The organism is Acinetobacter sp. P37 (assembly GCF_057480965.1).
Map to the genome: position 1 here is coordinate 113,259 of NZ_JBLIYY010000003.1, position 23,440 is coordinate 136,698.

At 40.1% G+C, this 23,440-nt stretch carries 20 protein-coding genes; 6 read left to right on the plus strand and 14 right to left on the minus strand.

Annotated features, from left to right (window positions below):
- The first annotated feature begins 89 nt into the window (after nucleotides 1-89).
- Entirely contained in the window at nucleotides 90-1,760 is a 1,671-nt protein-coding gene (locus tag AC25JC_RS03970) for an FMN-binding glutamate synthase family protein (RefSeq protein ID WP_078193977.1), read from the plus strand.
- Nucleotides 1,761-2,213: 453 nt separating this feature from the next.
- Here AC25JC_RS03970 and AC25JC_RS03975 read toward each other — a convergent pair whose 3' ends face one another.
- The 4 genes from AC25JC_RS03975 to AC25JC_RS03990 are packed head-to-tail and all read right to left on the minus strand — an operon-like array spanning nucleotide 2,214 to nucleotide 5,980.
- Nucleotides 2,214-3,257, minus strand: a complete 1,044-nt coding sequence (locus AC25JC_RS03975; protein ID WP_111884274.1) for an alpha/beta hydrolase — start codon at nucleotides 3,255-3,257, stop codon at nucleotides 2,214-2,216.
- Nucleotides 3,257-4,396: a YdcF family protein gene (locus AC25JC_RS03980; RefSeq protein WP_486923491.1), complete on the minus strand. Its 1,140-nt coding sequence runs from the start codon at nucleotides 4,394-4,396 to the stop codon at nucleotides 3,257-3,259. The genes AC25JC_RS03975 and AC25JC_RS03980 overlap by 1 nt, the downstream gene beginning before the upstream one ends.
- Before the next feature lie 21 nt (nucleotides 4,397-4,417).
- Complete coding sequence (murB, locus tag AC25JC_RS03985; RefSeq protein WP_486923492.1) at nucleotides 4,418-5,455, minus strand: UDP-N-acetylmuramate dehydrogenase; 1,038 nt, start codon at nucleotides 5,453-5,455, stop codon at nucleotides 4,418-4,420.
- 9 nt (nucleotides 5,456-5,464) lie between these two features.
- Nucleotides 5,465-5,980 (minus strand): low molecular weight protein-tyrosine-phosphatase, encoded by a 516-nt coding sequence (locus AC25JC_RS03990; protein ID WP_111884272.1) that lies wholly within the window; start codon nucleotides 5,978-5,980, stop codon nucleotides 5,465-5,467.
- Between the two features lie 118 nt (nucleotides 5,981-6,098).
- Between AC25JC_RS03990 and AC25JC_RS03995 the strand changes: the two genes are divergently transcribed.
- Both AC25JC_RS03995 and AC25JC_RS04000 read left to right on the plus strand, forming a co-directional pair.
- Nucleotides 6,099-7,259, plus strand: a complete 1,161-nt coding sequence (locus AC25JC_RS03995; protein ID WP_486923493.1) for an iron-containing alcohol dehydrogenase — start codon at nucleotides 6,099-6,101, stop codon at nucleotides 7,257-7,259.
- A gap of 36 nt (nucleotides 7,260-7,295) precedes the next feature.
- The gene (locus AC25JC_RS04000; protein ID WP_180093557.1) at nucleotides 7,296-7,727 is read left to right on the plus strand and encodes an acyl-CoA thioesterase; all 432 of its coding nucleotides are present in this window, start codon (nucleotides 7,296-7,298) and stop codon (nucleotides 7,725-7,727) included.
- Nucleotides 7,728-7,748: 21 nt separating this feature from the next.
- Here the strand turns inward: AC25JC_RS04000 and dnaX are convergent, their stop codons facing one another.
- The 6 genes from dnaX to AC25JC_RS04030 all read right to left on the minus strand — a co-directional run bounded on the left by dnaX (nucleotide 7,749) and on the right by AC25JC_RS04030 (nucleotide 15,152).
- Nucleotides 7,749-9,968, minus strand: a complete 2,220-nt coding sequence (dnaX, locus tag AC25JC_RS04005; protein ID WP_486923494.1) for a DNA polymerase III subunit gamma/tau — start codon at nucleotides 9,966-9,968, stop codon at nucleotides 7,749-7,751.
- Between the two features lie 60 nt (nucleotides 9,969-10,028).
- On the minus strand, nucleotides 10,029-10,760 hold the full coding sequence (locus AC25JC_RS04010; RefSeq protein ID WP_180010374.1) for a hypothetical protein: 732 nt from the start codon (nucleotides 10,758-10,760) through the stop codon (nucleotides 10,029-10,031).
- A 79-nt stretch (nucleotides 10,761-10,839) separates the two neighbouring features.
- A complete protein-coding gene (locus AC25JC_RS04015) occupies nucleotides 10,840-11,292 on the minus strand; it encodes a copper resistance protein NlpE N-terminal domain-containing protein (RefSeq protein ID WP_486923495.1) in 453 nt (150 codons plus the stop codon).
- Between the two features lie 84 nt (nucleotides 11,293-11,376).
- Complete coding sequence (locus AC25JC_RS04020; protein ID WP_486923496.1) at nucleotides 11,377-12,663, minus strand: serine hydrolase domain-containing protein; 1,287 nt, start codon at nucleotides 12,661-12,663, stop codon at nucleotides 11,377-11,379.
- A 75-nt stretch (nucleotides 12,664-12,738) separates the two neighbouring features.
- Nucleotides 12,739-13,593 carry a MaoC family dehydratase gene (locus tag AC25JC_RS04025; RefSeq protein ID WP_486923497.1) on the minus strand — a complete coding sequence of 285 codons (855 nt, stop codon included), beginning with the start codon at nucleotides 13,591-13,593 and terminating at the stop codon, nucleotides 12,739-12,741.
- 167 nt (nucleotides 13,594-13,760) lie between these two features.
- Nucleotides 13,761-15,152, minus strand: coding sequence for a 3-oxoacyl-ACP reductase (locus AC25JC_RS04030; protein ID WP_486923498.1), 1,392 nt, complete (start codon nucleotides 15,150-15,152; stop codon nucleotides 13,761-13,763).
- Between the two features lie 241 nt (nucleotides 15,153-15,393).
- Here AC25JC_RS04030 and AC25JC_RS04035 point away from each other — a divergent pair, with 241 nt between their 5' ends.
- A complete protein-coding gene (locus AC25JC_RS04035; protein ID WP_486923499.1) occupies nucleotides 15,394-16,914 on the plus strand; it encodes an acetyl-CoA C-acetyltransferase in 1,521 nt (506 codons plus the stop codon).
- 63 nt (nucleotides 16,915-16,977) lie between these two features.
- On the opposite strand, the gene AC25JC_RS04040 is transcribed toward AC25JC_RS04035, so the two are convergent.
- From AC25JC_RS04040 to aceI, 4 genes are all read right to left on the minus strand, one after another.
- Nucleotides 16,978-18,660 carry a hypothetical protein gene (locus AC25JC_RS04040; protein WP_486923500.1) on the minus strand — a complete coding sequence of 561 codons (1,683 nt, stop codon included), beginning with the start codon at nucleotides 18,658-18,660 and terminating at the stop codon, nucleotides 16,978-16,980.
- Between the two features lie 38 nt (nucleotides 18,661-18,698).
- Nucleotides 18,699-19,010 (minus strand): hypothetical protein, encoded by a 312-nt coding sequence (locus AC25JC_RS04045; RefSeq protein ID WP_486923501.1) that lies wholly within the window; start codon nucleotides 19,008-19,010, stop codon nucleotides 18,699-18,701.
- A gap of 595 nt (nucleotides 19,011-19,605) precedes the next feature.
- Nucleotides 19,606-20,706, minus strand: coding sequence for an OmpW/AlkL family protein (locus AC25JC_RS04050; RefSeq protein ID WP_180023488.1), 1,101 nt, complete (start codon nucleotides 20,704-20,706; stop codon nucleotides 19,606-19,608).
- A gap of 204 nt (nucleotides 20,707-20,910) precedes the next feature.
- Nucleotides 20,911-21,336: a chlorhexidine efflux PACE transporter AceI gene (gene aceI, locus AC25JC_RS04055; RefSeq protein ID WP_078191799.1), complete on the minus strand. Its 426-nt coding sequence runs from the start codon at nucleotides 21,334-21,336 to the stop codon at nucleotides 20,911-20,913.
- Between the two features lie 117 nt (nucleotides 21,337-21,453).
- On the opposite strand from aceI, the gene aceR reads away from it, so the two are divergent.
- Nucleotides 21,454-22,344: an HTH-type transcriptional regulator AceR gene (aceR, locus tag AC25JC_RS04060; RefSeq protein WP_427988526.1), complete on the plus strand. Its 891-nt coding sequence runs from the start codon at nucleotides 21,454-21,456 to the stop codon at nucleotides 22,342-22,344.
- Between the two features lie 89 nt (nucleotides 22,345-22,433).
- Complete coding sequence (tal, locus tag AC25JC_RS04065) at nucleotides 22,434-23,423, plus strand: transaldolase (protein ID WP_180145372.1); 990 nt, start codon at nucleotides 22,434-22,436, stop codon at nucleotides 23,421-23,423.
- The last annotated feature ends 17 nt before the right edge of the window (nucleotides 23,424-23,440 follow it).

Genomic DNA, 23,440 nt, shown 5'->3' on the forward strand with positions numbered 1-23,440 from the left:
GCTACACTGAATCAACAAATTAAAGCTTGAGCATTGTGCATAAACTCGGCAAATTATGAGCAAATGAGCTGAATAAGATTTTTCAAAATATGGCCAGTCCAGCGCAAACTATTCGCCACAAGCTACTAAATACTTTTTTTTCTCGGCATTCAATTTGGTTTGCTTGTATTTTTATCTTCCTACTCATTTCGAGTTTTCATTTAGGTTATTCCCCTCGTTATATTCAATATTTTATTCCACAAACCTTATTGAATAGTATCTGGGTCATTACTGGGCTTTTAAGCTTATTGGGTTTGTATGACGTCATACAAAACAAACATTCGATCTTAAAAAATTACCCCATCATGGGGCACTTTCGTTTTCTATTTGAAGAATTTCGACCTGAAATTCGCCAATATTTTATTGAATCTGATCAAGATGCACTGCCCTTTTCTCGTATGCAACGTAGCTTGGTCTATCAACGTGCAAAAAACCAAAATGCAGATAAACCATTTGGTTCAATTGTTGATGTTTACCAAAATGATTACCGCTTTATCAATCACTCCTTGTCACCTTGCATTCCTGCCATTCCTGAAACATTCCGTATTAACATCGGCAATGAGCAATGTAAGCAACCGTATAGCGCATCGATATTAAACATCTCTGCGATGAGCTTTGGTAGCTTAAGTGCCAATGCCATTCGTGCCTTAAACTTAGGCGCAAAAATGGGCAAGTTCTACCATGACACCGGTGAAGGCAGTATTAGTCCGTATCATTTGGAAAATGGTGGCGATATTGTTTGGGAACTCGGTAGTGGTTATTTCGGTTGTCGTACGATTGATGGTCAATTCGACCCTGTACGTTTTGCTGAACAAGCCAAGCACCCTCAAGTCAAAATGATTGAGATCAAATTATCTCAAGGTGCAAAACCAGGCCATGGTGGCATTTTACCTAAAGACAAAATTTCCGAAGAGATTGCTCAAATCCGTGGTGTCAGCCGTGAACATGACTGTATCTCTCCATCTAGCCATCCTGCCTTTAGCACCCCTATTGAAATGATGCAATTTATTCAGCAATTGCGCGAACTGTCAGAAGGCAAACCTGTGGGTTTTAAACTGTGTATCGGGCAACCATGGCAATTTATGAGTATCGTAAAAGCCATGTTACATACAGGGATTACACCTGATTTTATCGTAGTGGATGGTTCTGAAGGTGGGACTGGCGCAGCGCCAATTGAATTGATCGATAATATGGGTACGCCACTGCGTGAAGGCCTACTCTTTGTTAATAACACCCTGATTGGTGCAGGCTTACGTTCAAAAATTAAAGTCGGTGCCAGTGGTAAAATTATTAGTGCTTTTGATATTGCCAGTACCATGGCAATTGGCGCAGATTGGGTCAACTCAGCTCGTGGCTTTATGTTTGCAGTTGGGTGTATTCAAGCTCAAAGCTGTCATACCAACCAATGTCCAGTTGGCGTTGCGACACAAGACAAAGACCGTCAAAAAGCCATCCATGTTCCGACCAAAGCAGAACGTGTTTTTAATTTCCACAAAAATACCTTGCATGGCTTATCTGAACTTATTGCCTCAGCAGGTTTACAACATCCATCCGATATCCGTGCGCACCATCTAGCGCAGCGGATTAATAACCGTGAAATTAAAAACTATGCACAGCTACATTTTTGGTTAAAAGATGGGGAGTTACTCAGCTGTGAAAATAAAGATGAGGAAAACTTCTATTTCCGTATGTGGAATATGGCTCATCTAGAAAAGTTCTGATTCCTCCACCCAAAAAAAAGAGGCGACTACGCCTCTTTTTTTTCGTCTAGATCCATCACACTGATTAAGGTAAGCTGTGCTCAATCGTCAATTAGTAACTGATGTTACGCAGTAACACCAGAAGCGCAATTTGATTCAAATAAAAGTACGATACGCGGCAACGTCATCCGCAAGTGTTTGAGGCAGGACGACATCTAATCAAAAAAGTTTTTGCGATAGTTTAAATAAGTAGATGCTAGTGAACGAGTTTTGTCGGTGAGGTGCATTGCACCGCAAGATGGTTTCCTTGCGAAGCTTTGCTTCTCATTTTGCCTAATGAGAAACAATGTTTCGTAAGAGTACCTCCAGCCGAAGGCTAATCCTTTTATTTAATCTCTAGATGTAAGACTCCGTCGAATAAAATTAAAAAATCATTTTAAAAATGCGTAATTACTTTTACGTGCGTAACATCAGTTAGTAATAAGACTTGCTATTCGATTGAGCATGCAAGAATGCCGGGATCAAACCTGTTAATGCAGCACGAATATCGGCACGTTCATTAATCAGCTGATGCGAACCTTCTTCAAGCATGAGAAGCGTCTGTAAACGAAATTTACGACGTATAAACTCAATGTTATAACGCCAATCTACAGTTTGATCCTGTGCGCCTTGCGCTAACCACACCGGAATACGACACGCTGGGCGTTCCTCCATCTCCTGCATCCATTTTGACATGGCCAAAATCCAATCCATCCCCATCATTCGTGGTTGTAGAGGATCTTTTAAGCGGACAAAACGTAAAAACTCAGGATTATGATTATTCCGTCTAAAATGACGTGGCACTTCACGTTTAATACGACGAATAATGCCTAATCCAACCGAGTTATGCCACCATGCCGTTTTTGCAGGGCGAATCAGCGGAGATAATAATAAAACCCGTTCGACATAAGGGTTTTTGCGATGTTCAGCAAAATCTAACAGATGATGCAGCCAAATCGCACCACCCGTACTCTGCCCAATCCCTAACCACGGTGTTGGTAGTTGCGCCGCATGTTTAACATAACGATATACCGCTTCCAAAACTTGTTGGTAATGATCAAAGTTTTGAATACTGGCTGGCGAGCCATTGCTTAGACCATGCCCCGGTAAATCATAGGTTAAAACACTAAAACCTTGATCTAAGAGTTCACGAATAATCGGCTGATATATTCCACTATGCTCTAAATAACCATGCAATAAAAATACAGTGCCTTTAATGACATCCGTTTCAGTTTTCAGTTTCGGTTGAAACACTTGTACGTGTAATTTGAACAAAGGCATTTCTACATAGCCTTGCCAATGTTCGCAGTTCAAGGCATCTAAACCATAAAGTCGTCGATAAGACTGTATTTCAACACTAGGCTCAAAAGGTCGATTTAAATTCAGTGGTTCTAATACTTGTGGGGTTAATTCTCGACTTGGAACAGGAAGATCTAATTGTTTAAGGATCGAAGGATTAAGAAATGGGATATCTGACATTATGGGACCTCCCGACAGTCACTTGAGCCAAACCAAACATCACGTAAGGTGGCTAATAATTCATAATTGGCACGACGACTATGGTCATAATTTTTTTCACTTGGTCGCCATGTGGTTAATGTTGTTGGCATAGGTGCAACAACAGGAATGGTTTCGATACCATTTAATGCAAATAAACGACGTGTTCGAGGCATATGATATTGGTCAGTGATTAAAATAACCGTCGGTGCCCCACCTTTTTTCTGTAAAAGCAACGAACTAAAACGCGAATTTTCGCAAGTATTCATACTGCGGTCTTCAAGCAATTTCGCATCGACATCATATTGCTTCAACCATGCTTGCATATACGGTGCTTCTACACCACTCAGTACAATCGGTAACTTATTGGCTCGTTCGACATCGAGTGTTTTTTCCAGTCGAAGTCGTGTGTAGTCATTCACTACGATATCTTTATCATTTTTATCTAAGGTTAAACCACCACCTAACACCACGATCGCATACGGCTCTGCGGTTGGCTGCTTCAGGGTTTTATCTTTCATTTTGGCAAGATCAAGATATGTTTCATCATCGATCGGTTCTGCTTCTGAAGCCGCTTGCTCAATTTCATGGGTTTTTAAGAACTCGGTATATTGAGTCATCAGTCCTTTATTTTCCGCACTATTGAGCTCAAGCAGCTCTTTCATTTTTTGAGCAGGATTTTCCGCCAATGCTTCAGAAGAAGCCGCCTCGGACGCAGAAGGATTCAGCAGAGGTACTTTCGGTGTATCCTTTTGACTATCATTCTTCTCCTTTTCATGTTCTTCTTCAATGAGCTGCTGTAACGCCTTATAACGTGCTTGTATAAGGGTTAAATCTTGAGGCTCATCAGACTGTATGGCTTGCTCCATGAGTTTTAAATACGCTTGACGCGCTATCCATAAGTCAGAACCCGGCTCATAGTTATCATCATCACTTAAAGCGCCGAGTTTTTGACTTTGCGCTGCGAGCTGATTGACTTCTACAGGAACGAAATAATTTAAACTTTTAACGATCAATTTAGAATAAAACGGCGTATAGATAAAAATCATTAGACAGCCCAAAAGTACAAATAGCACTGCGGCAATTTGTACTAAGCGAACCATCCAATGTGTTTTATGCATAAATCTAAAACCTATGTGTTTTTATTGATCTGCGTGAGATCGAATCAAGCCATTTGTATCAAATAATACAGGCTCAGGATGTAGTTCAATATTAAATTTTTCAAAAACATCATGTTGTACAGCTTTGTATGTTGTACGTACATCTTGCAGCGTGGCGTCCTGATAATTGACCAACACCAAAGCTTGCTTATGGAACATACCCACTGAACCCACAGATTTCCCTTTCCAACCTGCTTGGTCAATCAACCAGCCCGCTGCCAGTTTTACCGCATTATTCGGTTGTGGGTAATGGGGTAAATTGGGAAATTGCAGCGCAATTTGGTCAAAGGCTTGCTGGCTAATCACAGGATTTTTAAAGAAACTTCCGACATTTGGAAATTCTTTCGGATCTGGGAGTTTGGTTTGACGAATATGAATGACTTGTTGTTGTAGGTTTTCTGCACTTAAGTCTTCACCTACCGCCTGCTTTAAATCACCATAATTTAATTTTAAATCTGCATGTTTTAAAAGTTTAAACGTGACATGCGTAATAATAAAACGCTCTGGCTCATCTTTAAAAATACTATGGCGATATGAAAAATGACAATCGGCAGCGCTAATACTACTTTGCTGTTCTGTTACTCGGTCATAGACCTGTACAGATTCAATAAACTCACCTGCTTCAACACCATAAGCTCCAATATTTTGCACAGGTGAAGCACCGACTAAACCGGGTATCAATGCTAAATTTTGTAAGCCATAAAACTGGTGTGCCGTCGTCCATAGCACAAAGTCATGCCACACTTGCCCTGCACCCACTTTTAAAGTCTGTGTATCGGCATCGTCTTGTACATATTCAATACCTTGAATATCCATGTGCATCACTAAAGCATGTATGTGCTCAGGCAACAGCATATTACTGCCTCCTGAAAGTACCAATACATTTAATTGCTCAGCTTTGGCAAAGTCGAGCGCTGCTTTAATTTCTTCTACCGATTGAACACTTACATAATGAGATGCTACAGCATCGAGGCTTAATGTATTAAATGGCTTAAGCTGAACCTGAGTTTGAATTTGCATTCTTAAACCTTAATTTTTTTGCTGTGCTTGTAACTGAGTTTTTAAATAATTGACCCAAGCCTGACTGCTAGATTCGCATTGATCTAATACATGTTCAAACCCTGCATCACCACCATAGTACGGATCTGGTACTTCTTGTTGCGGATATTGGTGATCATGTTGACTCATCAAAGACACTTGGGCACGTAGTTGACCGAATTGTTGCTGCGCCTTTTGCATGAGGTTTTGAATATTGTCTAAATTTTCGTAGTCCATGGCCAAAATCAAATCAAATTCAATAAAATCATGAACCGTTAACTGACGTGCGCGTAATGCAGATAAGTTATAGCCTCGTAATTTTGCATGCTGTTGGCTACGAAGATCAGGCGCTTTGCCCGGATGATAATTGCTCGTACCCGCAGAGTCGACGTGAATATTGAGTTGCGCTTCATCACAAAAATGTCTGAGAACCACTTCAGCCGTAGGTGAACGGCAAATATTTCCTAAACAAACACACAACACCTTATATGGCGTGCTGGATGACATAACAACCTCAAGACTACTTTTATTTCAAGCGTCTTATGTTAAGTTATTTACAGGATGAATCCTATATCAACACTCAAGAATAATGTTTATTTAGATATAAAAAATTAGGGATAAGCCAATGAGTCAATTTCAGTTTCAAACCGTCAGCAATATTATTTCAGGCTTAGGCTCTATTTCCCAACTGAGAGAGGTCCTAGGCGACTTTCAAGCCAAACGTGTCATGCTTGTAACCGACCCCGGTATGTTGCAACAACAATTACATTTACCCATTTTGGATATTTTAGAAAGTATCCATCAAGACTATGTGATTTATTCCAGTATTCAAGCTGACCCTGCAGAACATATAGTTTTAGATGCAGTTCAATTTGCCAAAAATGAAAAAGTAGATTTGATTATTGGTTTTGGCGGTGGAAGTTCAATGGATGTGGCTAAAATTATTGCGATCTTGGCTCATCCTAAGCAAACACAGCAGATCAGTGATTTATATGGTGTAGCTAATGCAAAACGACCACGCTTGCCACTCATTTTGATTCCGACAACGGCAGGGACCGGCTCTGAAGTCACACCAATCTCTATCGTCACTACAGGTGAAACCACCAAGACAGGTATTGTCTCCCCTGTACTGTACGCCGACGTCTGTATCCTCGATGCGAACTTTACATTAAATCTTCCCGCACACATTACCGCAGCAACCGGTATCGATGCCATGGTGCATGCCATTGAAGCCTATACGTCAAAAATTAAAAAAAATCCGTATGCGGATATGCTCGCCAAACAAGCTTTGCGTTTATTAAATAAAAACTTAGCACTGGTTTTACAAGATGGACATAACCTCGAAGCGCGTCAGCACATGCTGGTCGGTTCAATGCTTGCAGGTCAGGCCTTTGCTAATGCACCAGTTGCAGCGGTGCATGCACTCGCCTATCCACTCGGTGGACACTTTCATCTCTCGCATGGTCATACCAATGCACTGGTTCTCGCTGAAGTGTTAAAGTTTAATGCACCTCAGGCCAAGCAGCATTATGCAGAACTTATGTGTTGGCTAGACCCATACAGTACGGGCTGTACCGATGGTTTATGTGATTTATTTATTGATCATATGCAAAATCATTTAGATCAGAGCGGTTTGGTGCTTAAACTCAGTCAACTCAATGTGCCTGAAAATATGCTCGATCGTTTAGCAGAAGATGCGCTATTACAAACACGACTATTACAAAATAATCCGCGAGAACTGCAGTTTGAAGACGCTCGCCAGATTTACCAATCAATTTATGCCTAAAGTTCACTCATTTTTGAAATAAAGAAAATACCAACGATGAAACCTGAAACTAAACGCCGCCAAAACTATCGTTTTTTATTTCCAATCCAAACGCGTTGGGCAGACAACGATATGTATGGCCATGTCAATAATGTCACTTATTACAGCTATTTTGATACCGCTGCAAATGCGCTATTGATTCAACATGCCGGTTTTGATTTGCGAAATACCCCGATCATTGGTTTAGTGGTCGATTCAGCCTGCAGCTTTTTACAAGAACTGTCCTATCCAGAAATCATTGAAGTTGGAGTTGCGATTGAAAAAATTGGTAATTCTTCACTGCGCTATGACTTAGCCATTTTTAAACAAGGACAAAATGAGGCTGCAGCTCAAGGACATTTCGTTCATGTATTTGTTGACCGCCAAACACGAAAAAGCACCTCGATACCTGATGATATGCGAGATGCTTTAACTCAATTTTTACTTTAATTTTTATATCCAGCTTGAAACTTATTTGAGCTGGATATTTTGCAACTCACCATCAAAGCTTTTGAGCAAATCTTTAACAACAGGCTCTGCATGTAATAACTCATTTGCACGTGCAAAGGCCTTTTCCTTGCGGACATGTTGTAAAGCATACGGTGTGGTTTCTTCGACATCTTCAAAGCTGATATGGAAACGACATTTTGACCATTGTGCATGAATGGCTTGTTCAAATACATGCTGCAATTGAGTCACTAAAGCTTCGTATCGCTTTGGAATATGGAAAGTCGATTCACCGTCAATCGTACCTCGCATAATGCCATGCTGAGCCAACTCTTGTACCGCAGGTGAAAGTTGACTATTTCGGAACCAATACTCCCACTTTTCGACCGTCCACTCACCTTCAAGGGTTTGAGGCTGTAAAGTCAAAATATCTTGTGGCATCAAGGTAGAAGATGAACCCGTTTGAACAGCATCCGAAGAAACGGAACTTTGCGTAACTTGTGGTGATGTTAGATCAAAACCATTGTCGCCTTGAGCACCCGAAACTGATTCATTCACCACATGTTGTGGTTCAATGGCATTTATCAAATGTGGCTGAGCTGTTTCAGGCTCTACACTTTTTGACTCTAAAGCTGTTGGTTCTAAAGGTGCAATATCTTCAAAATTTATAGCGCTCACATCAACTTCTTCAGTTTCAGTACTCGGCATCGGATCTAAATCAAATAATGTATCTTCTGCCACGGCATCCATAACAAGCGTGTCATTTTGCTGTGTCGATACAGACTCAACCGGTGCAACCTCTTGCGTATCTAGAGTGCCATTTGCTGTAGATGCTGTAGAAGTTTGGCTTATTGCGTCTTCTTCAGGATCATCTAAAAAATCATCAGATGAAGGTTCGTCGGCTGCGGGTGCAGAAACATAGCCATCATCGTCATCATAATGTGAATCATCAAAATCATCGAAAGCTGGCGATGTGTCTACAGCGGGTACAGCTTCAGGCTGCTCAACAGTGGCAACCTGTGCAGCAGACTCAACAACGGTATTGGGTTGCTGCAAAGACTGTGTTTGAGTCGACTCAACTGTGCTGGCCTGATTTTGAGCAAGCTGTGGCTGTGTGGCTGATTCATGCTGTACGGCAAAAACCAACATTTCGTTTGGCTGTAAAGGACGGAATGCCAATAAACGTAGCACACACATCTCAAAACCTTGCTCTTGTGTCACTGCCAACTGCAAGTCTGCCCGACCTTTGCATGCAACTTGATAATACAACTGCAAATCTTGAGCTGAAATCAACTGCGACAATTGCATAATTTTTTGATTGATCTCAGCGCTATATTTCAACGCTAAGTCTGGCAAGTATTGTAATAATGCCAGTTCATGTAACGTTGAAATCAACTGATCTAATACCAGCGAAACATCCAGCGCTTGTTGACGGAATTGCATGAGTAAAGCACTCACGCGTTCACGCTGATTTTGATGAATGGCTAAAATCAAATCATAAATGATCGTACGGTCAATTAGGCCCAACATGTCTTTAACATCTTGGTGCTGAATTGAACCCTGACCATAGGCAATTGCTTGATCAGTTAGTGACAATGCATCACGCAGTGAACCTTGAGCCGATTCAGCAATTTGCCAAATCGCATCTTGCTCCGCTTGAATTTGTTCTTTTTGTAAGATATCTGTCAAATGCGATGTGATTTCATCCACCGCTAAAGGACGCAAAGTAAATTGCAAGCAACGTGAAATTACAGTAATCGGTAATTTTTGTGGATCTGTAGTAGCAAATAAGAATTTCACATGCTCTGGCGGTTCTTCGAGAGTCTTTAATAACGCGTTAAATGAATGCGTAGAGAGCATATGCACTTCATCGATCAGATAAACCTTGAAGCGACCTTGGGTTGGTGCATAAGGAACGTTATCGAGTAGTTCTCGGGTATCTTCAACTTTGGTCCGTGATGCCGCATCGATTTCAATTAAATCAATAAAACGACCTTCATTTACCGCTTTACACGTTGGGCAGACTTCACACGGCGTTGAGGTTACACCTGTTTCACAGTTCAGACATTTTGCCAAAATACGGGCAATAGTGGTTTTACCCACACCTCGAGTACCTGTAAATAAATACGCATGATGTAACCGACCACGTTCTAAGGCACTGGTAAGTGCGCGTGACACATGGTTTTGTCCCACGAGTTCAATGAAATTTCGTGGACGGTATTTTCGTGCAAGTACTTGATACATGTATGCTCCTTTTTACAGGTGTAAGCATACTGTTTTTTTGTCTAAGAGTGAATGAAGTTCTTAGTCAGTGGAACTAATTCGATCAATATCTTCGAATTTAACGACTTTAATATTTGATTTATTTTCTGAATCATTAAACAAGATTACATTACCTTGAAAACTGTCCAGAACATACCATTTATTTACGTCTTTGATTTTCAATGTAGCTACAGGCGACTTCTTTATATCATTTAATTTTAACTGTGCAGAAAAACAGGTAGCAAATATGGCAAGAATGGTTAACACCAAAAATTTAAGTGGTTTATCTCTGCGCACTTCATCATCGGTAAAAATATTGAGAGTTATACCAATTAGAACAGCACCCCATAGCATTGAAGTTTGACCAATAAAGTTATTTACATAGAGCGTAATTAGCCCACTAACACATACAATAATGACAAATATAGCTTGTAGCAGCTTATGCTTTTTTAAAAACTGTTCGATTTTTTCTTTCAGCTCTGCTTCCGTAATATGATTAGAAACTAAAATTTTCTTTTTAGGCTTACTTTTGCAATATTGTTTAAATAAAAATTTATAGAAATCTAATAGAACACCAACTACGGCTATGACTGAACAACTTAAGACTAATACCTTAATAATTTCAAAAATATAAAATGATGGAGATAAAACAGACATTATCCATATAGCATCTAAAGAGTAATAGAAAAATGCATTCGAAATAACAGAAATTGTGAGGGCTGCTATGGATAAAATTCCAAATAACTCCGTAATTGATAATTCTTTTTTTATCATTATTTATAAAAATTAGACTATAAAGTGGTTTTTTATCATGACTGACAAACTACGTAAAGAAAGAACGATTTAATTATAATTAAGTCTCTGCCCGCTTAAGCAAAAAATCACTCTGCATTTGATAGCGTTTCGCCGTTTGGTCTTCACGAATTTCAAGTAATTGCTGATCCAAATCAACATACAAAAGATTACGCGTTTGCACATTCATAAGTTCTAGCTGCTGCTTTGATTCATCTTTAAAACGAATTACACCTTTTAGCACTTCAACGTCGTTATGACCACTTAGACTTTCACGAGTGAGTGTATAGGTTTGGTCTTCATGTAGCTCAAGAGCCACAGCCATACCGGGACAATCTTCACAACGAGAAAGACAGCCCATACAAGGTGTTGTGCCTTTAAAATTACCGACCCATGCTGCATGCTGTTTTTCAGCAGTAATCGCTTCTATCTCTTTTGCTTTCGTTTGAGTTGAATCCTGACAACCCAACATTGCCGACGTTGCTACTAAGGGAATCAAAACAACTTTTTTCATAGGGATATCACAGCAGTCTAAAACTGCGAGGGAAAATAGCATATTTTTCACATTTCCCCAATTTCTGTTCTATTCCGAAGTATCTTAAATCCAGCCTTTACGCCCTTTTAATACTTTATCTGCACAGCGTAAGGTTTCTTGAGTTAGGCCCCATAAACGATAATCGCCCGTGATCGAACCCGTCGCAAAGTTATGTGTATACGCAAAACTTAAATCACGCTGCGGATCACACCAGGCCCCAGAACCATTAAAACCTATATGTCCAAAACCTTGACTAGATTTGCCTAAAGTTAAAATGCGGTGATAACCCAAACGCCAATTCATTGGTAAAGGCATAATACGATCACGTTTTTTATATTGAATTTTACTTAAAGATTCAAAAACTTGTGGTGTGATTAAGGTCTGTCCTTGCCACTGGCCATGATTGGCTAGCATTGCATAGATTTTCGCTAAACTATTGGCACTAAATACGCCTGTTGCCGCAGGAATAATGGCTTGCAAACCCTCATCACTAAAAAATGAAAACTTGCGCATCCCTTTTGGAATCATACCATCTTGAAAGTCTTGCAAATTTTGTCCTGAAATTTGCAGGAGCTGATCAAAGATTGACGGTTTTCGTGTCTCGGTCTTTTTTTTCGTTGTCTGCGCTTGGGTATTTTCTTGAACAGAAGCATCTATAGTGCGTTCTTCTTTTTTCTTTTTCGGAATCAAGCGTGCAACCTTACCAAGTTGATGCTCTGGTACACCAAAAAAAGCATGATCCAATGCTAAAGGTTCAACCAAATACTGTTGCATCAATTCTGTAAGCGGTCGACCTGTGGCCTTTTCAAGTACACCACCGACTTGCCAACCGAAGGTTAACGGTTGATATGCTGCATCAGTTGATGGCTCAAAACGTGGCTTAGCTTGTTCGATGACTTTAAGCATATGTGACCAATCAGCCATTTCAGATGCTGTTTGAATGATATTACGAATATCGTATAAACCACTCTGATGACTCAGCATGTGCCTTAATGTGATATCCGACTTACCATTTTGAGCAAACTCCGGCCAATATACGGCAACGGGAGTATCGTAATCTAGAAAGCCTTCGCTCACTAAGATATGTGCAAGCGTTGCAAGTACACCTTTACCCGTGGAATAACAGACCGAGGGCGTATTGGACTGCCAAGCTTCTTCGGCTGACTTTTTACCGGTCCAAATATCCACGACTTTTTGACCTTTAAAATACACCACTAAGGCGGCTCCGCCTAAGTGGGTTCGAGCATCCTGCATACGGCTAAATTGCGCCGCCAAATCTTGAAACGCCGCGTCAACCGTACCTTGATAATTATTCTTCTGTGCAAATAGATATTCTTTGAGCGCCTGCATCATCATTCCTTTGAATATGAATCGCTTGAGATTAAAACAAAAAAGCCTAAACCGATATCGATTTAGGCTTAAGTCTTACAGTGCTTTCACACTTCCCGCGACATGCGGTTTTTTGTTTTTGCTATTTCGAATTGCAAACTCGGTATCTTGTCCAGTTTGAGCCGTTAAAAACTCAACTTGTGATGGGAGATACATCGGCAGTTTAAACCAGACATCTGCTTCATAGGCATCTGGCAAAGTTAAACTCGACAAAGCTTTAGCTTTACTCCACATACCATGTGCAATGGCTTGTTTAAAACCAAACGCTTTAGCGGTTACAGCATGAATATGAATCAAGTTAAAGTCACCAGAAGTCAACGCATAACGGCGACCGGTATTTTCAGAAACATTCCATTCAGCTTGAACTTGCAACTCAGCTGACTTTGTTTCGGTAGATTTTGCCGCAGCTTTGTTCTCTGTTTTTTGACGTGCTAAATACGTGGTTAATGATTCTACAACCACTTCATCGCCCACTTTTGCAGTGGTAATAAAGTCAAATTGCACGCCTTTATCATGTGGCTGTAATTCACCAAATTTGCATGACAATGACAGTGTTTCATTTACACCAACTTTGCGATATTGCTTCACTTGGTTACGAATATGTACCAAACCTAAGATCGCAAATGGAAAAGCTTCCGTAGTCATCATATGCATTTGCAAACTTTGAGAAAGCACAGCCAAATAAATCGCTGGGATATAACCATTGTTTTTAAAGCCACAGACTTCGTTATAAGCTTTTAAATGTTTTTGATCGACCTTAAATGAATCCACCACATATTCAACTTGCGGCAGCACTTTTTCAGCTTTAGGCTTTTTTAAAATCAAGCCTTGAATCACTTTTGGATAGGCTAAATAAGGTTTTGGAAGTTGACTAAAATGGCGAGTATTCATACTAAACCTTTGGAAGTTTTTATTTCAATGTTTTAAAAGCATCTTCTCTTGCGCCATATATAGCTCAAGGAGAAGGCTAGAATGAGGTTAGACCCATTCATTTATAGCAAATTTTTACCTCTCCCTAGCCCTCTCCTAAAAGGAGAGGGAATTTTAAGAGGAATGTATTAAGCCCCTAACAAGCTTTGACCACACACACGTACCACGTTACCGTTCAAGCCTGTCGATGCAGTTGAAGCAAACATCGCAATCGTTTCTGCAACGTCTACAGGTAAACCACCTTGACTCATCGAGTTCATGCGACGACCTGCTTCACGGATTGCAAATGGAATCGCAGCAGTCATTTGCGTTTCAATAAAGCCTGGAGCAACAGCATTAATGGTTACGCCATTTTTCAATAATGGAGCAGTAAATTTAACCACACCAATTACACCTGCTTTAGAAGCAGCATAGTTGGTTTGACCTAAGTTACCTGCAATACCTGAAATAGAAGACACGCAAACAATACGACCATTTGCATTGAAGCCATCATTTTCAAGAAGGTAATCATTTACACGCTCAATTGCAGATAAGTTAATGTTAATTACCAAATCCCAAAGTTCAGGCTTCATATTGGCCAAAGTTTTGTCACGGGTAATTCCGGCATTGTGCACGATGATATCCAAACCACCTTGTGCCGCTGCAGCAGCTTTGATTTTTTCACCTGCATCGCTTGCAGTAATATCAATTGCCAGTGTTGAACCACCAATTTTACCTGCAACACGGTCAAGGTCCGCTTGCTGCTGTGGAACGTCCAAACAAATCACATGCGCGCCATCACGTGACAATACATGCGCAATTGCTTCACCGATACCACGGCTTGCACCTGTTACTACAGCTGTTTTGCCTGCAAGCGGTTTATTCCAGTCAACATCCACAACATCTGCTTTAGATACACGAATCACCTGACCCGATACATAAGCTGAACGTGGTGAAATCACAAAACGTAATGCAGATTCTAAGTTTGCTTCAGCGCCTTCATCCACATAGACTAACTGTGCAGCAATCCCTTTCTTAAACTCTTTACCCACTGATTTTACAAAACCTTCTAATGCACGTTGTGCAATGGCTTGTTTCACAGTTTTCGCAGTCTCTGGTGTTGTACCCACAACCACAACACGACCAGACGCCTGAATTTGACGCGCGATTGGGTTAAAAAATGCATATAAGGCATGCAGTTGTTCTGAGTTTTGAATACCTGAAGCATCAAACACCACAACTTTAAACTTAGACTCTTTATCGCCTTCGTTGAATGCGCTTAAGTTTAGACCTGATTTTGCCGCAGCTTGTTGTAATTCAGCATTATTGCCTGCATAGCTATTGGCATGAATATTTGCCAAGACTTGTGCAATAGCACCAGATAATGTTGAAGCAGGCGCTGCACCGAATAAAACCGCACCTTTAACTACAGGTGTTGCAGACTCAAAACGCTCTAAAAAAGTCGGTGATGGTAAACCTAAATTTTTGATGACAAATTTACCAATAGGAGATTTTGCAAATGTTTGGTATTGATCAGTCATGTTTATTATCTCTCATACAGATTAATTTTTGATGGATCTGAAGATATCCCTTTAACTTCAAGATGATGTCAGATACTTATATTTCAATAGTTCCATCAGTTTCCATGGAATCATACTTGAGTTAAAACGCAGATGGCTTGACCTGAATGCTTTAGCGAATGTCATTTTAGTCAATTTACCCCTTTGGTGAATATGCTAATGTACCCAACAAGAAGATCATCCACATGCTTGGAAAAGCCTTATGAGCAAAACAACTCAAGAAAATCCAGCAGTCGAAACTCCGACCACGGAAACTGTGTCAAATACATCAAAGAGTACACCACGTACCGCTAAAAGTACGGGCACAGCAACCAAGTCTACAAGTGATGCCGCTAAAACGAGCCGTCCTCGTCGTGCATCTACACGTAATAAGACACCCGCTTCAAACCCTAAAACAGCTTCAAAATCAACAACTCAAACGTCTGTTCAACAGGATAATACCATGAGTCAAAACACAGTTCGCCGCGTTGCTATTATCGGTGGTAATCGTATTCCTTTCGCTCGTTCTAACGGCGCTTACTTCACTGCATCGAACAGCGATATGTTCACAGCTGCATTAAATGGTCTTGTTGAACGTTTCAACCTTCAAGGTCAACGCCTTGGTGAAGTTGTTGCTGGTGCCGTGTTAAAACATAGTCGTGACTTTAACATGACCCGTGAGTGTGTACTCAATACCGAACTTGCTCCTGAAACACCTGCTTACGATATTCAACAAGCATGTGGTACAGGTTTACAAGCAGCTTTCTTGGTTGCTAATAAAATTGCTTTGGGTCAAATCGAAGTGGGTGTTGCTGGCGGTGTAGATACAACCTCTGATGCACCGATCGCTTTTGGTGATGGTTTACGTAAAGCTTTACTTGAATTGAACATTGCTAAAACGGGTAAAGACCGCCTAAAAGCATTAACTAAAATTAATGTTAAAGATTTGATGGATGCACCGAAGAACGGTGAACCACGTACAGGTCTTTCTATGGGTGACCATCAAGCCATTACGACACTTGAATGGGGTATCTCTCGTGAAGCGCAAGATGAACTTGCTGCATCTTCACATCAAAAAATGGCAGCTGCATATGAAGAAGGTTTCTTCGATGACCTGATTACGCCATTCCTAGGTTTAGAACGTGACAACAACTTACGTGCAGACTCTTCTGTAGAAAAACTTGCGAAGTTAAAACCAGCGTTTGGTAAAGGCGATGCGCGTACGATGACTGCGGGTAACTCGACTCCACTGACTGATGGTGCGTCATGTGTCCTTCTTGCCTCTGAAGAATGGGCGAAAGCAAACGGTCACGAAGTGCTTGCTTATTTAACCTTCCAAGAAACAGCGGCGGTTGACTTTGTAGAGAAAAAAGAAGGCTTATTGATGGCGCCTGCGTATGCAGTGCCTCGTATGCTTGAACGCGCAGGTCTTAAGCTGCAAGATTTCGATTACTATGAAATTCATGAAGCGTTTGCATCTCAAGTATTGTCTACACTTAAAGCATGGGAAGATCCGAAGTTCTGTAAAGAACGTTTAGGTCTAGATGCACCACTAGGTTCAATTGACCGTGCTAAATTAAACGTGAAAGGTTCTTCACTTGCTGCGGGTCACCCATTTGCTGCAACTGGCGGTCGTATTATCGCAACTGCTGCAAAACTATTGAACCAAAAAGGTTCAGGCCGTGTACTTGTATCGATCTGTGCTGCGGGTGGTCAAGGCGTAACAGCGATTATTGAAAAATAAGTTTCTCAGATTTAAAAAAAGCACCTCAAATGAGGTGCTTTTTTAATGCTTAAATGCTAAACATTATTTCGGTAATGGATTATTTTTAAAGTATTCATCCACTTTATTCCAAGGTGTTTTTGAAGCAACACCATTTAAAATGTTTTGGCTAATCCCTTGGCATAACTCTGAATCTGGACGTGTATGGAAGCTGTTTAAATTCGGATCCATATAAGGTAAAGAACCTGGCTGACGCTGGAAATAGAAATTTAAATTATCCATCATTGCTTCAAAGCCCCAGCCTTCCATTGCCCAAGCGCTATTATGACCGCCCCAATGATGCCCGAATTCATGTGCAACAATTCGATAGCCAGATTGTCTATAATGACCGTAGTAAATCCATCCATCTACACCAAGTACCTGACCACCGCCAAGCCCACCACCCATGTTGGTAACACCGAGGCTAATCTGCCCACGGTTTAAAATACTATTATAAATATTTTTAAAATCTTCAGCTTTGAAGAAACCATTGCCCCCTTCTACACGCCCTGCATTACCAAAGAAGTCATGCCCAATTGCAGCCTTATGATTAAACCACAGTGTCTCAAACTCAGGCGTACTGATCATATAGGCAAAGTTAGTCATCATAATGACCCATTCACGCGCATACAATGGTGTAATACGGCACCACTTCGAATCGCTTTCAGGATTGTACGTACCAAAAGTCAGTTTCCACTGCGCTTTAATCGTATTTAACTTCTGAACGTGCGTATCTGAATCTGAGGTGATTTTAACTTCTTCAAAGAGTTCAATAGGCACTTCACTAAAATTGCTTAGACCTTCAATACGTGCCGAACCAATTTTATTAACCAAATTAAATCCGACATTTTTATCGATGGTCAAATTGAGCTTGCTTGTAGAATACGGTGTCAAACGATCTAGCGTCGCAATTTCAACCCATTGCTCACTTTGACGCAGCTTGCCAACAATTTTTAAATTATTCACTTCTGCTGCACTGTAGCTTTGCAAACTAATACTGCTGCCGGTAAAGGAAGCCGATAATATTTTATTGACAGGGATATTACGCAACGTGGTATTGGTTAATGTTGCCCAGCTTTCTCCATCTTGCAGCATACGGGTTTGTTCAGTCGCTTTCGACTCGAGCAAGTTAGTTGATACGACTGGTGTATCTGAAATTACTTGCTTAATTTTACGCAGCGGCAATGCAATTATTTTTTGATTAGACAGCGTATAAATAACATCGCCATATACCGTTAAATCTAAAGATTTAGGTAAATTTTGACCATTCTGTCCCGCCAAACGGTACTGCTGTACATTATCTACTACGCTACTTGGCAACGCAGTCGTCAAGCTTGCTAGATTATTTTTTGAATAGCTGACAATTTTTCCACTCGGCTGCGCAGCATAGAGCAAGTTGTCCGTTGCACTATGTACCACGGTTGCGACTGAGTTTTGCGTTTTATCTGGCTGAACAAATGATTCTGTATCTAAGGTTTCATGAATATTTTTAAAGTTATAGACATAGGTGTGACCATTCGTTGTTGTAGCATATAGCTGATCACCAATAATTTCTAAACGCGGTACACAACCAGAGCCACAGCTTGGCAATGCAAGGCGGCTAAACTTTCTTAAAGCAGCACTGGATTTGCCATTCACCGTTTCCTGAGACCAGACATTGATACGGTTTAAGTTATCCGCGACAAAAACATATTGATCATTTGCGATGACTGCACTTGGATTAGTCATCGCATAAAACGGCTGACCACCGTTTGTAGACCCAGTACCTAAAGACCCAAAATAGGCAGGTGCAGTTCCTGAAATATCAAAAATATCTGCGCGATGGCTGCCTGATGACGATACATAAAGACGATTGCCTGCGATGTATAATCGCTAATATCCGCCCATAATTTTCCTGTATTGCCAAAAGCACTTGCTGCGGAAATTGAACTGAGCACTGTCTTATTTTTTAAATCATAACGCAGAATTTCTACTGTCGGCTGATTGTTTGCAATATATAAAATGTCGCCGCCGCGCTGAATGGCTGTTGGACTCCATGATGCTAAAGAAAATGTTGAAGCATTTAACTCTGAAGCCACATCAGCTAAACGGATGCCGTTAGCTAAATTAATTTGACCTTGATTCTGTGTAGATTCTGTTAGAGCAGTTGATTGTCCAGACTCACCACCACCTCCACCACACCCCCGTCATTATGAGTGCAACCACTACTGCTAATGCACGTAATTTCATCCAAACACCGCTAAAAAATAAAATACAAATAATCAATATCTTATAATTCAAAAAAGAATATTCACCTAATCATTAAACTGGAATCAGCATCAATATTAAGTGATGTTATTATTATATTTTTCACATTAACAACGCAGAGATGGTCATGTAATACATTTTTTATAGGTAAAATTCTATTTATTTTCCCGATAATTAAACTTAAATAGAAATAATTCCTCAATGGAAGTAATACACCCACTGAAAAACAAAGACTAAAAGATTTTTTAACCTTTCCGACATAGGTTGCTGTACCTCAGTCCAAAGCAGAACTTATAAAAGGTTCTGGCCGCATACACATCTTGATCTGTATTGCTGATGGTCATGGACGAACAAGGATGATTAAATAATAAATACTTAAAGAAAAAAACCGCTCTTAAGAGCGGGTTTTTACGATTCAATCATTTTTTAGAAACGATACCCTACGCCTAAGTAAGTAATGATAGGATCAATATCGATCTTGGTCGTTGCATGAATTAATTGTTCACCCGTCGTTTGGTTAATCACATCAATCTTGGTTTTATTATTTAACTTTGCATAAGACACCGAAGCAACCGTAAACCAACTTGGGTTGAAGTCATAAGTAAATCCAAGTGTGACAATTGGAGCAATCGCATCATCCGCATCGACATCGACCACCATTTTTCCTGATGATTCTTTACCATCGAGTGCTGCACCCGCATTATTATCTTTAATGTTTTGAATCATATGACCTGCAGCAATTAAGTCAGATTCAATTCCTTTATTGAGTTCAATATCATTAAAATAAGCATACATGATCCCTGCACCCACATAAGGTCTAAACTTATTTACACCCGACTGACCAAATTGGTACTGTGCCTGAAATACCGGCGTCCAAGCTCTTGCACTCGCCGCTTTACCATAAGATGATAGATCCGTAATGGGTACTGCGTAATCTAGTGGTAAACCATCTGGGAATAACATACCGCCCAGACCACCTGGCTCTGCAAGACCAGATAATGGCGCGGTAATCATACCCTTACCTTTAATGTCCACCTTAGGTGGGATACCGCCAATTACTTGCAAAGAAACATTATCATTAATATGGTAGTTAAATGTTAAACCTAAAGTATCGACATCTTCTGCTTCAAGCCCCGTGCCTTCAGCTGACCAATTATCTAGTCCATTGATCGTTGCGATCCCTGCAATCTCTGACTTGATGTTGCCATCCTTATCTTTAATTAATCCTCCCAAAGGGCCATTCACAAGGTCGGTTAAAGTGTCCTTAAGATTCGCAGAATTACTCCCTTCATTATAAATTGCATTCGGATCAATCGCTTTTAGAAAACCTTCAGCACTAATTGTGCCTACTTTAGCCTGTGTGCCATTTGCCACAGCGGTATTAATATTAAAAGGATTCGCCTTACCTTGCGGCATCACATGCATCCAACCCGCAGATACAGAAAAACGTTTAAAGTTACCATCTGCAAATGTAAATTGTGTAAGCCCAAGTAAAACAACAGGTGTGACAATTTTTATCAATTTCATATGCTAACTCCTTGTCTTGCATATTTTTTTAATTAAATCCTAAAAACATTCTTTGTTCTTATATTTAAAAGTTATGTAATTAGTATAATTTTTTATAGTTATATTATGTTTTTATATATTGTTATTTGTAAATTTTTGCACTATTTTAATGCAAAAAAGGCCTGTACTTATCAATACAGGCCAATGTGATTTTCTTATTGAAATTTAACGATATTGTGGTTGGTAACCTAGGTACGCTTCGATCTGGTCATAGCACCATTGGAAAATAAATGTGTAGACTAAAATACACATGGTCATACTAAAATCGAGCAAAATCGCCTGCCATAAGGTCATATGCATGGCATAAGCCACCATTGGGATGGTTGCAAGCATTAAACCGCCCTCAAATCCAATTGCATGTAAAACACGTACACCAAAGGTTCTTTTTAACTTTCTTTTTGCTTCAAATTTTTCAAAATAATGATTAAAAATCATGTTCCAAATCACAGAAGTGACCGCCATTGCAATACCGAGCGTACCTGTCACCTCCATCGGAACTTTAAAAATAAAACTTAAAGCAATAGCAATGATCACCAATAGGATGATCTCATAGCTTAGCGCATGAATAATCCTTCTCTTGGAAATCGTCATTTTGAAACACTCTATTATTTGTAAAAAACTTATTTTATTTTTATATTATTGATTAATCGAGTTAGGTTCTTTCAATATTATTGAAAGGTTGTATTCCTTTATTTTTTCTGTATGCACATGAATATTAATCAAGAACAACTGATGATTTTTAAAATAGTCATGGAAACAGGATCATTTTCCGCAGCTGCCAGACAACTCGGCAAAGTACCTTCGGCTGTCAGCATGTCCATTGCGAATTTCGAAATTGATCTCAACCTTAAACTGTTTGAGCGCGTTGGTCGTGAGCCTGTGCCCACCGCTCAAGCGCTTAACCTGTATGAAAAAACTGAACAATTATTGATAGAAATCAATCAGTGGAAACAGCATGCGATTGCGCTGAGTCATGGTTTAGAATCTTCACTGAATATCGTGGTGGTATCAGAACTGCTTCATACGCAGTGGACCGACTATATCTCTTTGCTAGAAACTCATTTTCCATCTTTGCAAATCAATATTTTTTCTGCGCCTCAAGAAGATGCCCAAAAGATGCTATTACAAGGTCAAGCGCAGCTTGCTCTAATGTTTGAACGTGAACAGCTTGAGAGCTATGAACAATTTGTCGAATTGAAGCGTGAAGCATTGGTTCCTGTTGCTGCGACAAAACATGCCCTGTCGAAATTTAAGCAAGTCAGTTTTGAGCAAATTTTGCAAAGTCGACAAATCGTGGTCGCGAGTCGTGATAAAAGCATCAAACCAGAGTTGTTATTTTCCAAACACAGTTGGCGTACAGATAATCACCACTCTGCCTGTTCTATGATTATTCAAGGTCTGGGTTGGGGTGTGCTTCCCCTCGAGATGTTTAATGAAAATCCGACGCTCAAAGATCAACTCAAAATTTTAAGCTTTCAAGATTTCACACCCAAATTTGAATATTTCGTCGACTTGGTCTGGAACCGTGAAAAACCTCTCGGCTCGGCTGCTCATTTTTTGATTAATCACATCCGAAATTCACGAAAAACTACGATTTAGACTGCCTAATTGGGCGTTTTTTGGTTGGGTTCTAAACAGATTGTGTTATAAAAGTATGTACACCAAGAACATTAAGAACTAGATTTCAAATGACTCAAAATGCGTTAAACCAATTAAAAAGCCTAACAACGATTGTTGCTGACAGCAGTGATTTAGCTGCGATTAATACATTCCGTCCATTGGATGCGACCACAAATCCATCTTTAATTACAGCAGCGGCAAATCAACCTGAAAATAAAGAACTGATTGAAAGTGCTTTTGAACAAGCGCGTAAAGAAGGTTATCAAAACGATGAGCTGGTTGAGCGCACCATCGATATTCTTACGGTCAAATTTGGTGTAGAAATCTTAAAATTGATCGAAGGACGTGTATCTACAGAAGTCGATGCAGCCTTGTCTTATGATACTGATGCCACCATTGCAAAAGCTAAAGAGTTACTGGCTTTATATGCACAGTATGGTATCGATCAAAATCGTATCTTAATTAAAATTGCCTCAACGTGGGAAGGTATTCAAGCCGCTAAAGCCCTTGAAGCTGAAGGCATTCACTGTAATCTGACGCTATTGTTTGGCTTACATCAAGCTCAAGCCTGTGCAGATGCTCAAGTCACACTGATTTCGCCATTTGTTGGTCGTATTTTAGATTGGTACAAAAAAGCTGAAAATGTGGATAGCTACCCGATTGAGAAAGATCCGGGCGTGTTATCAGTGAAGCAGATTTACCACTACTATAAACAACATGACATCAAAACTGAAATTATGGGTGCTAGCTTCCGTAGTATTGATCAAGTGCTCGGCTTAGCAGGATGTGATTTATTGACAGTTTCACCAAATTTATTGGCAGAACTGGAAAAAGATCAGCGTACCGTTGAAGTGCAACTGTCTAATCATCATGCACATGCACACTGTCAACACGACATACAAGTGCTCGACAAGCAAACTTTCAAAGCTGAAGTTGAAAAAGACTTAATGTCTTTCCAACTATTACAAGGCGGTATTGATGGTTTTATTAAAGCCCGTGAGCAATTAAGTAGCTTACTGCGTCAAACTTTTGGCTTAGATGCTGAAATAAAAGCATAAATTAGAAATTTTCAGTT

Excerpts from the sequence above, each read along its gene's own strand:
- murB (WP_486923492.1), bottom strand. The coding sequence starts at position 5,455 with ATGCAAATTCAAACTCAGGTTCAGCTTAAGCCATTTAATACATTAAGC.
- AC25JC_RS04010 (WP_180010374.1), bottom strand. The coding sequence starts at position 10,760 with ATGATAAAAAAAGAATTATCAATTACGGAGTTATTTGGAATTTTATCC.
- tal (WP_180145372.1), top strand. The coding sequence starts at position 22,434 with ATGACTCAAAATGCGTTAAACCAATTAAAAAGCCTAACAACGATTGTT.
- AC25JC_RS04000 (WP_180093557.1), top strand. The coding sequence starts at position 7,296 with ATGAAACCTGAAACTAAACGCCGCCAAAACTATCGTTTTTTATTTCCA.
- AC25JC_RS04035 (WP_486923499.1), top strand. The coding sequence starts at position 15,394 with ATGAGCAAAACAACTCAAGAAAATCCAGCAGTCGAAACTCCGACCACG.
- aceI (WP_078191799.1), bottom strand. The coding sequence starts at position 21,336 with ATGACGATTTCCAAGAGAAGGATTATTCATGCGCTAAGCTATGAGATC.
- AC25JC_RS04050 (WP_180023488.1), bottom strand. The coding sequence starts at position 20,706 with ATGAAATTGATAAAAATTGTCACACCTGTTGTTTTACTTGGGCTTACA.
- AC25JC_RS04025 (WP_486923497.1), bottom strand. The coding sequence starts at position 13,593 with ATGAATACTCGCCATTTTAGTCAACTTCCAAAACCTTATTTAGCCTAT.
- AC25JC_RS03990 (WP_111884272.1), bottom strand. The coding sequence starts at position 5,980 with ATGTCATCCAGCACGCCATATAAGGTGTTGTGTGTTTGTTTAGGAAAT.
- AC25JC_RS03970 (WP_078193977.1), top strand. The coding sequence starts at position 90 with ATGGCCAGTCCAGCGCAAACTATTCGCCACAAGCTACTAAATACTTTT.
- AC25JC_RS03975 (WP_111884274.1), bottom strand. The coding sequence starts at position 3,257 with ATGTCAGATATCCCATTTCTTAATCCTTCGATCCTTAAACAATTAGAT.
- AC25JC_RS03995 (WP_486923493.1), top strand. The coding sequence starts at position 6,099 with ATGAGTCAATTTCAGTTTCAAACCGTCAGCAATATTATTTCAGGCTTA.
- AC25JC_RS04030 (WP_486923498.1), bottom strand. The coding sequence starts at position 15,152 with ATGACTGATCAATACCAAACATTTGCAAAATCTCCTATTGGTAAATTT.
- aceR (WP_427988526.1), top strand. The coding sequence starts at position 21,454 with ATGAATATTAATCAAGAACAACTGATGATTTTTAAAATAGTCATGGAA.
- AC25JC_RS04020 (WP_486923496.1), bottom strand. The coding sequence starts at position 12,663 with ATGCAGGCGCTCAAAGAATATCTATTTGCACAGAAGAATAATTATCAA.
- AC25JC_RS04015 (WP_486923495.1), bottom strand. The coding sequence starts at position 11,292 with ATGAAAAAAGTTGTTTTGATTCCCTTAGTAGCAACGTCGGCAATGTTG.
- dnaX (WP_486923494.1), bottom strand. The coding sequence starts at position 9,968 with ATGTATCAAGTACTTGCACGAAAATACCGTCCACGAAATTTCATTGAA.
- AC25JC_RS03980 (WP_486923491.1), bottom strand. The coding sequence starts at position 4,396 with ATGCATAAAACACATTGGATGGTTCGCTTAGTACAAATTGCCGCAGTG.
- AC25JC_RS04040 (WP_486923500.1), bottom strand. The coding sequence starts at position 18,660 with ATGACTAATCCAAGTGCAGTCATCGCAAATGATCAATATGTTTTTGTC.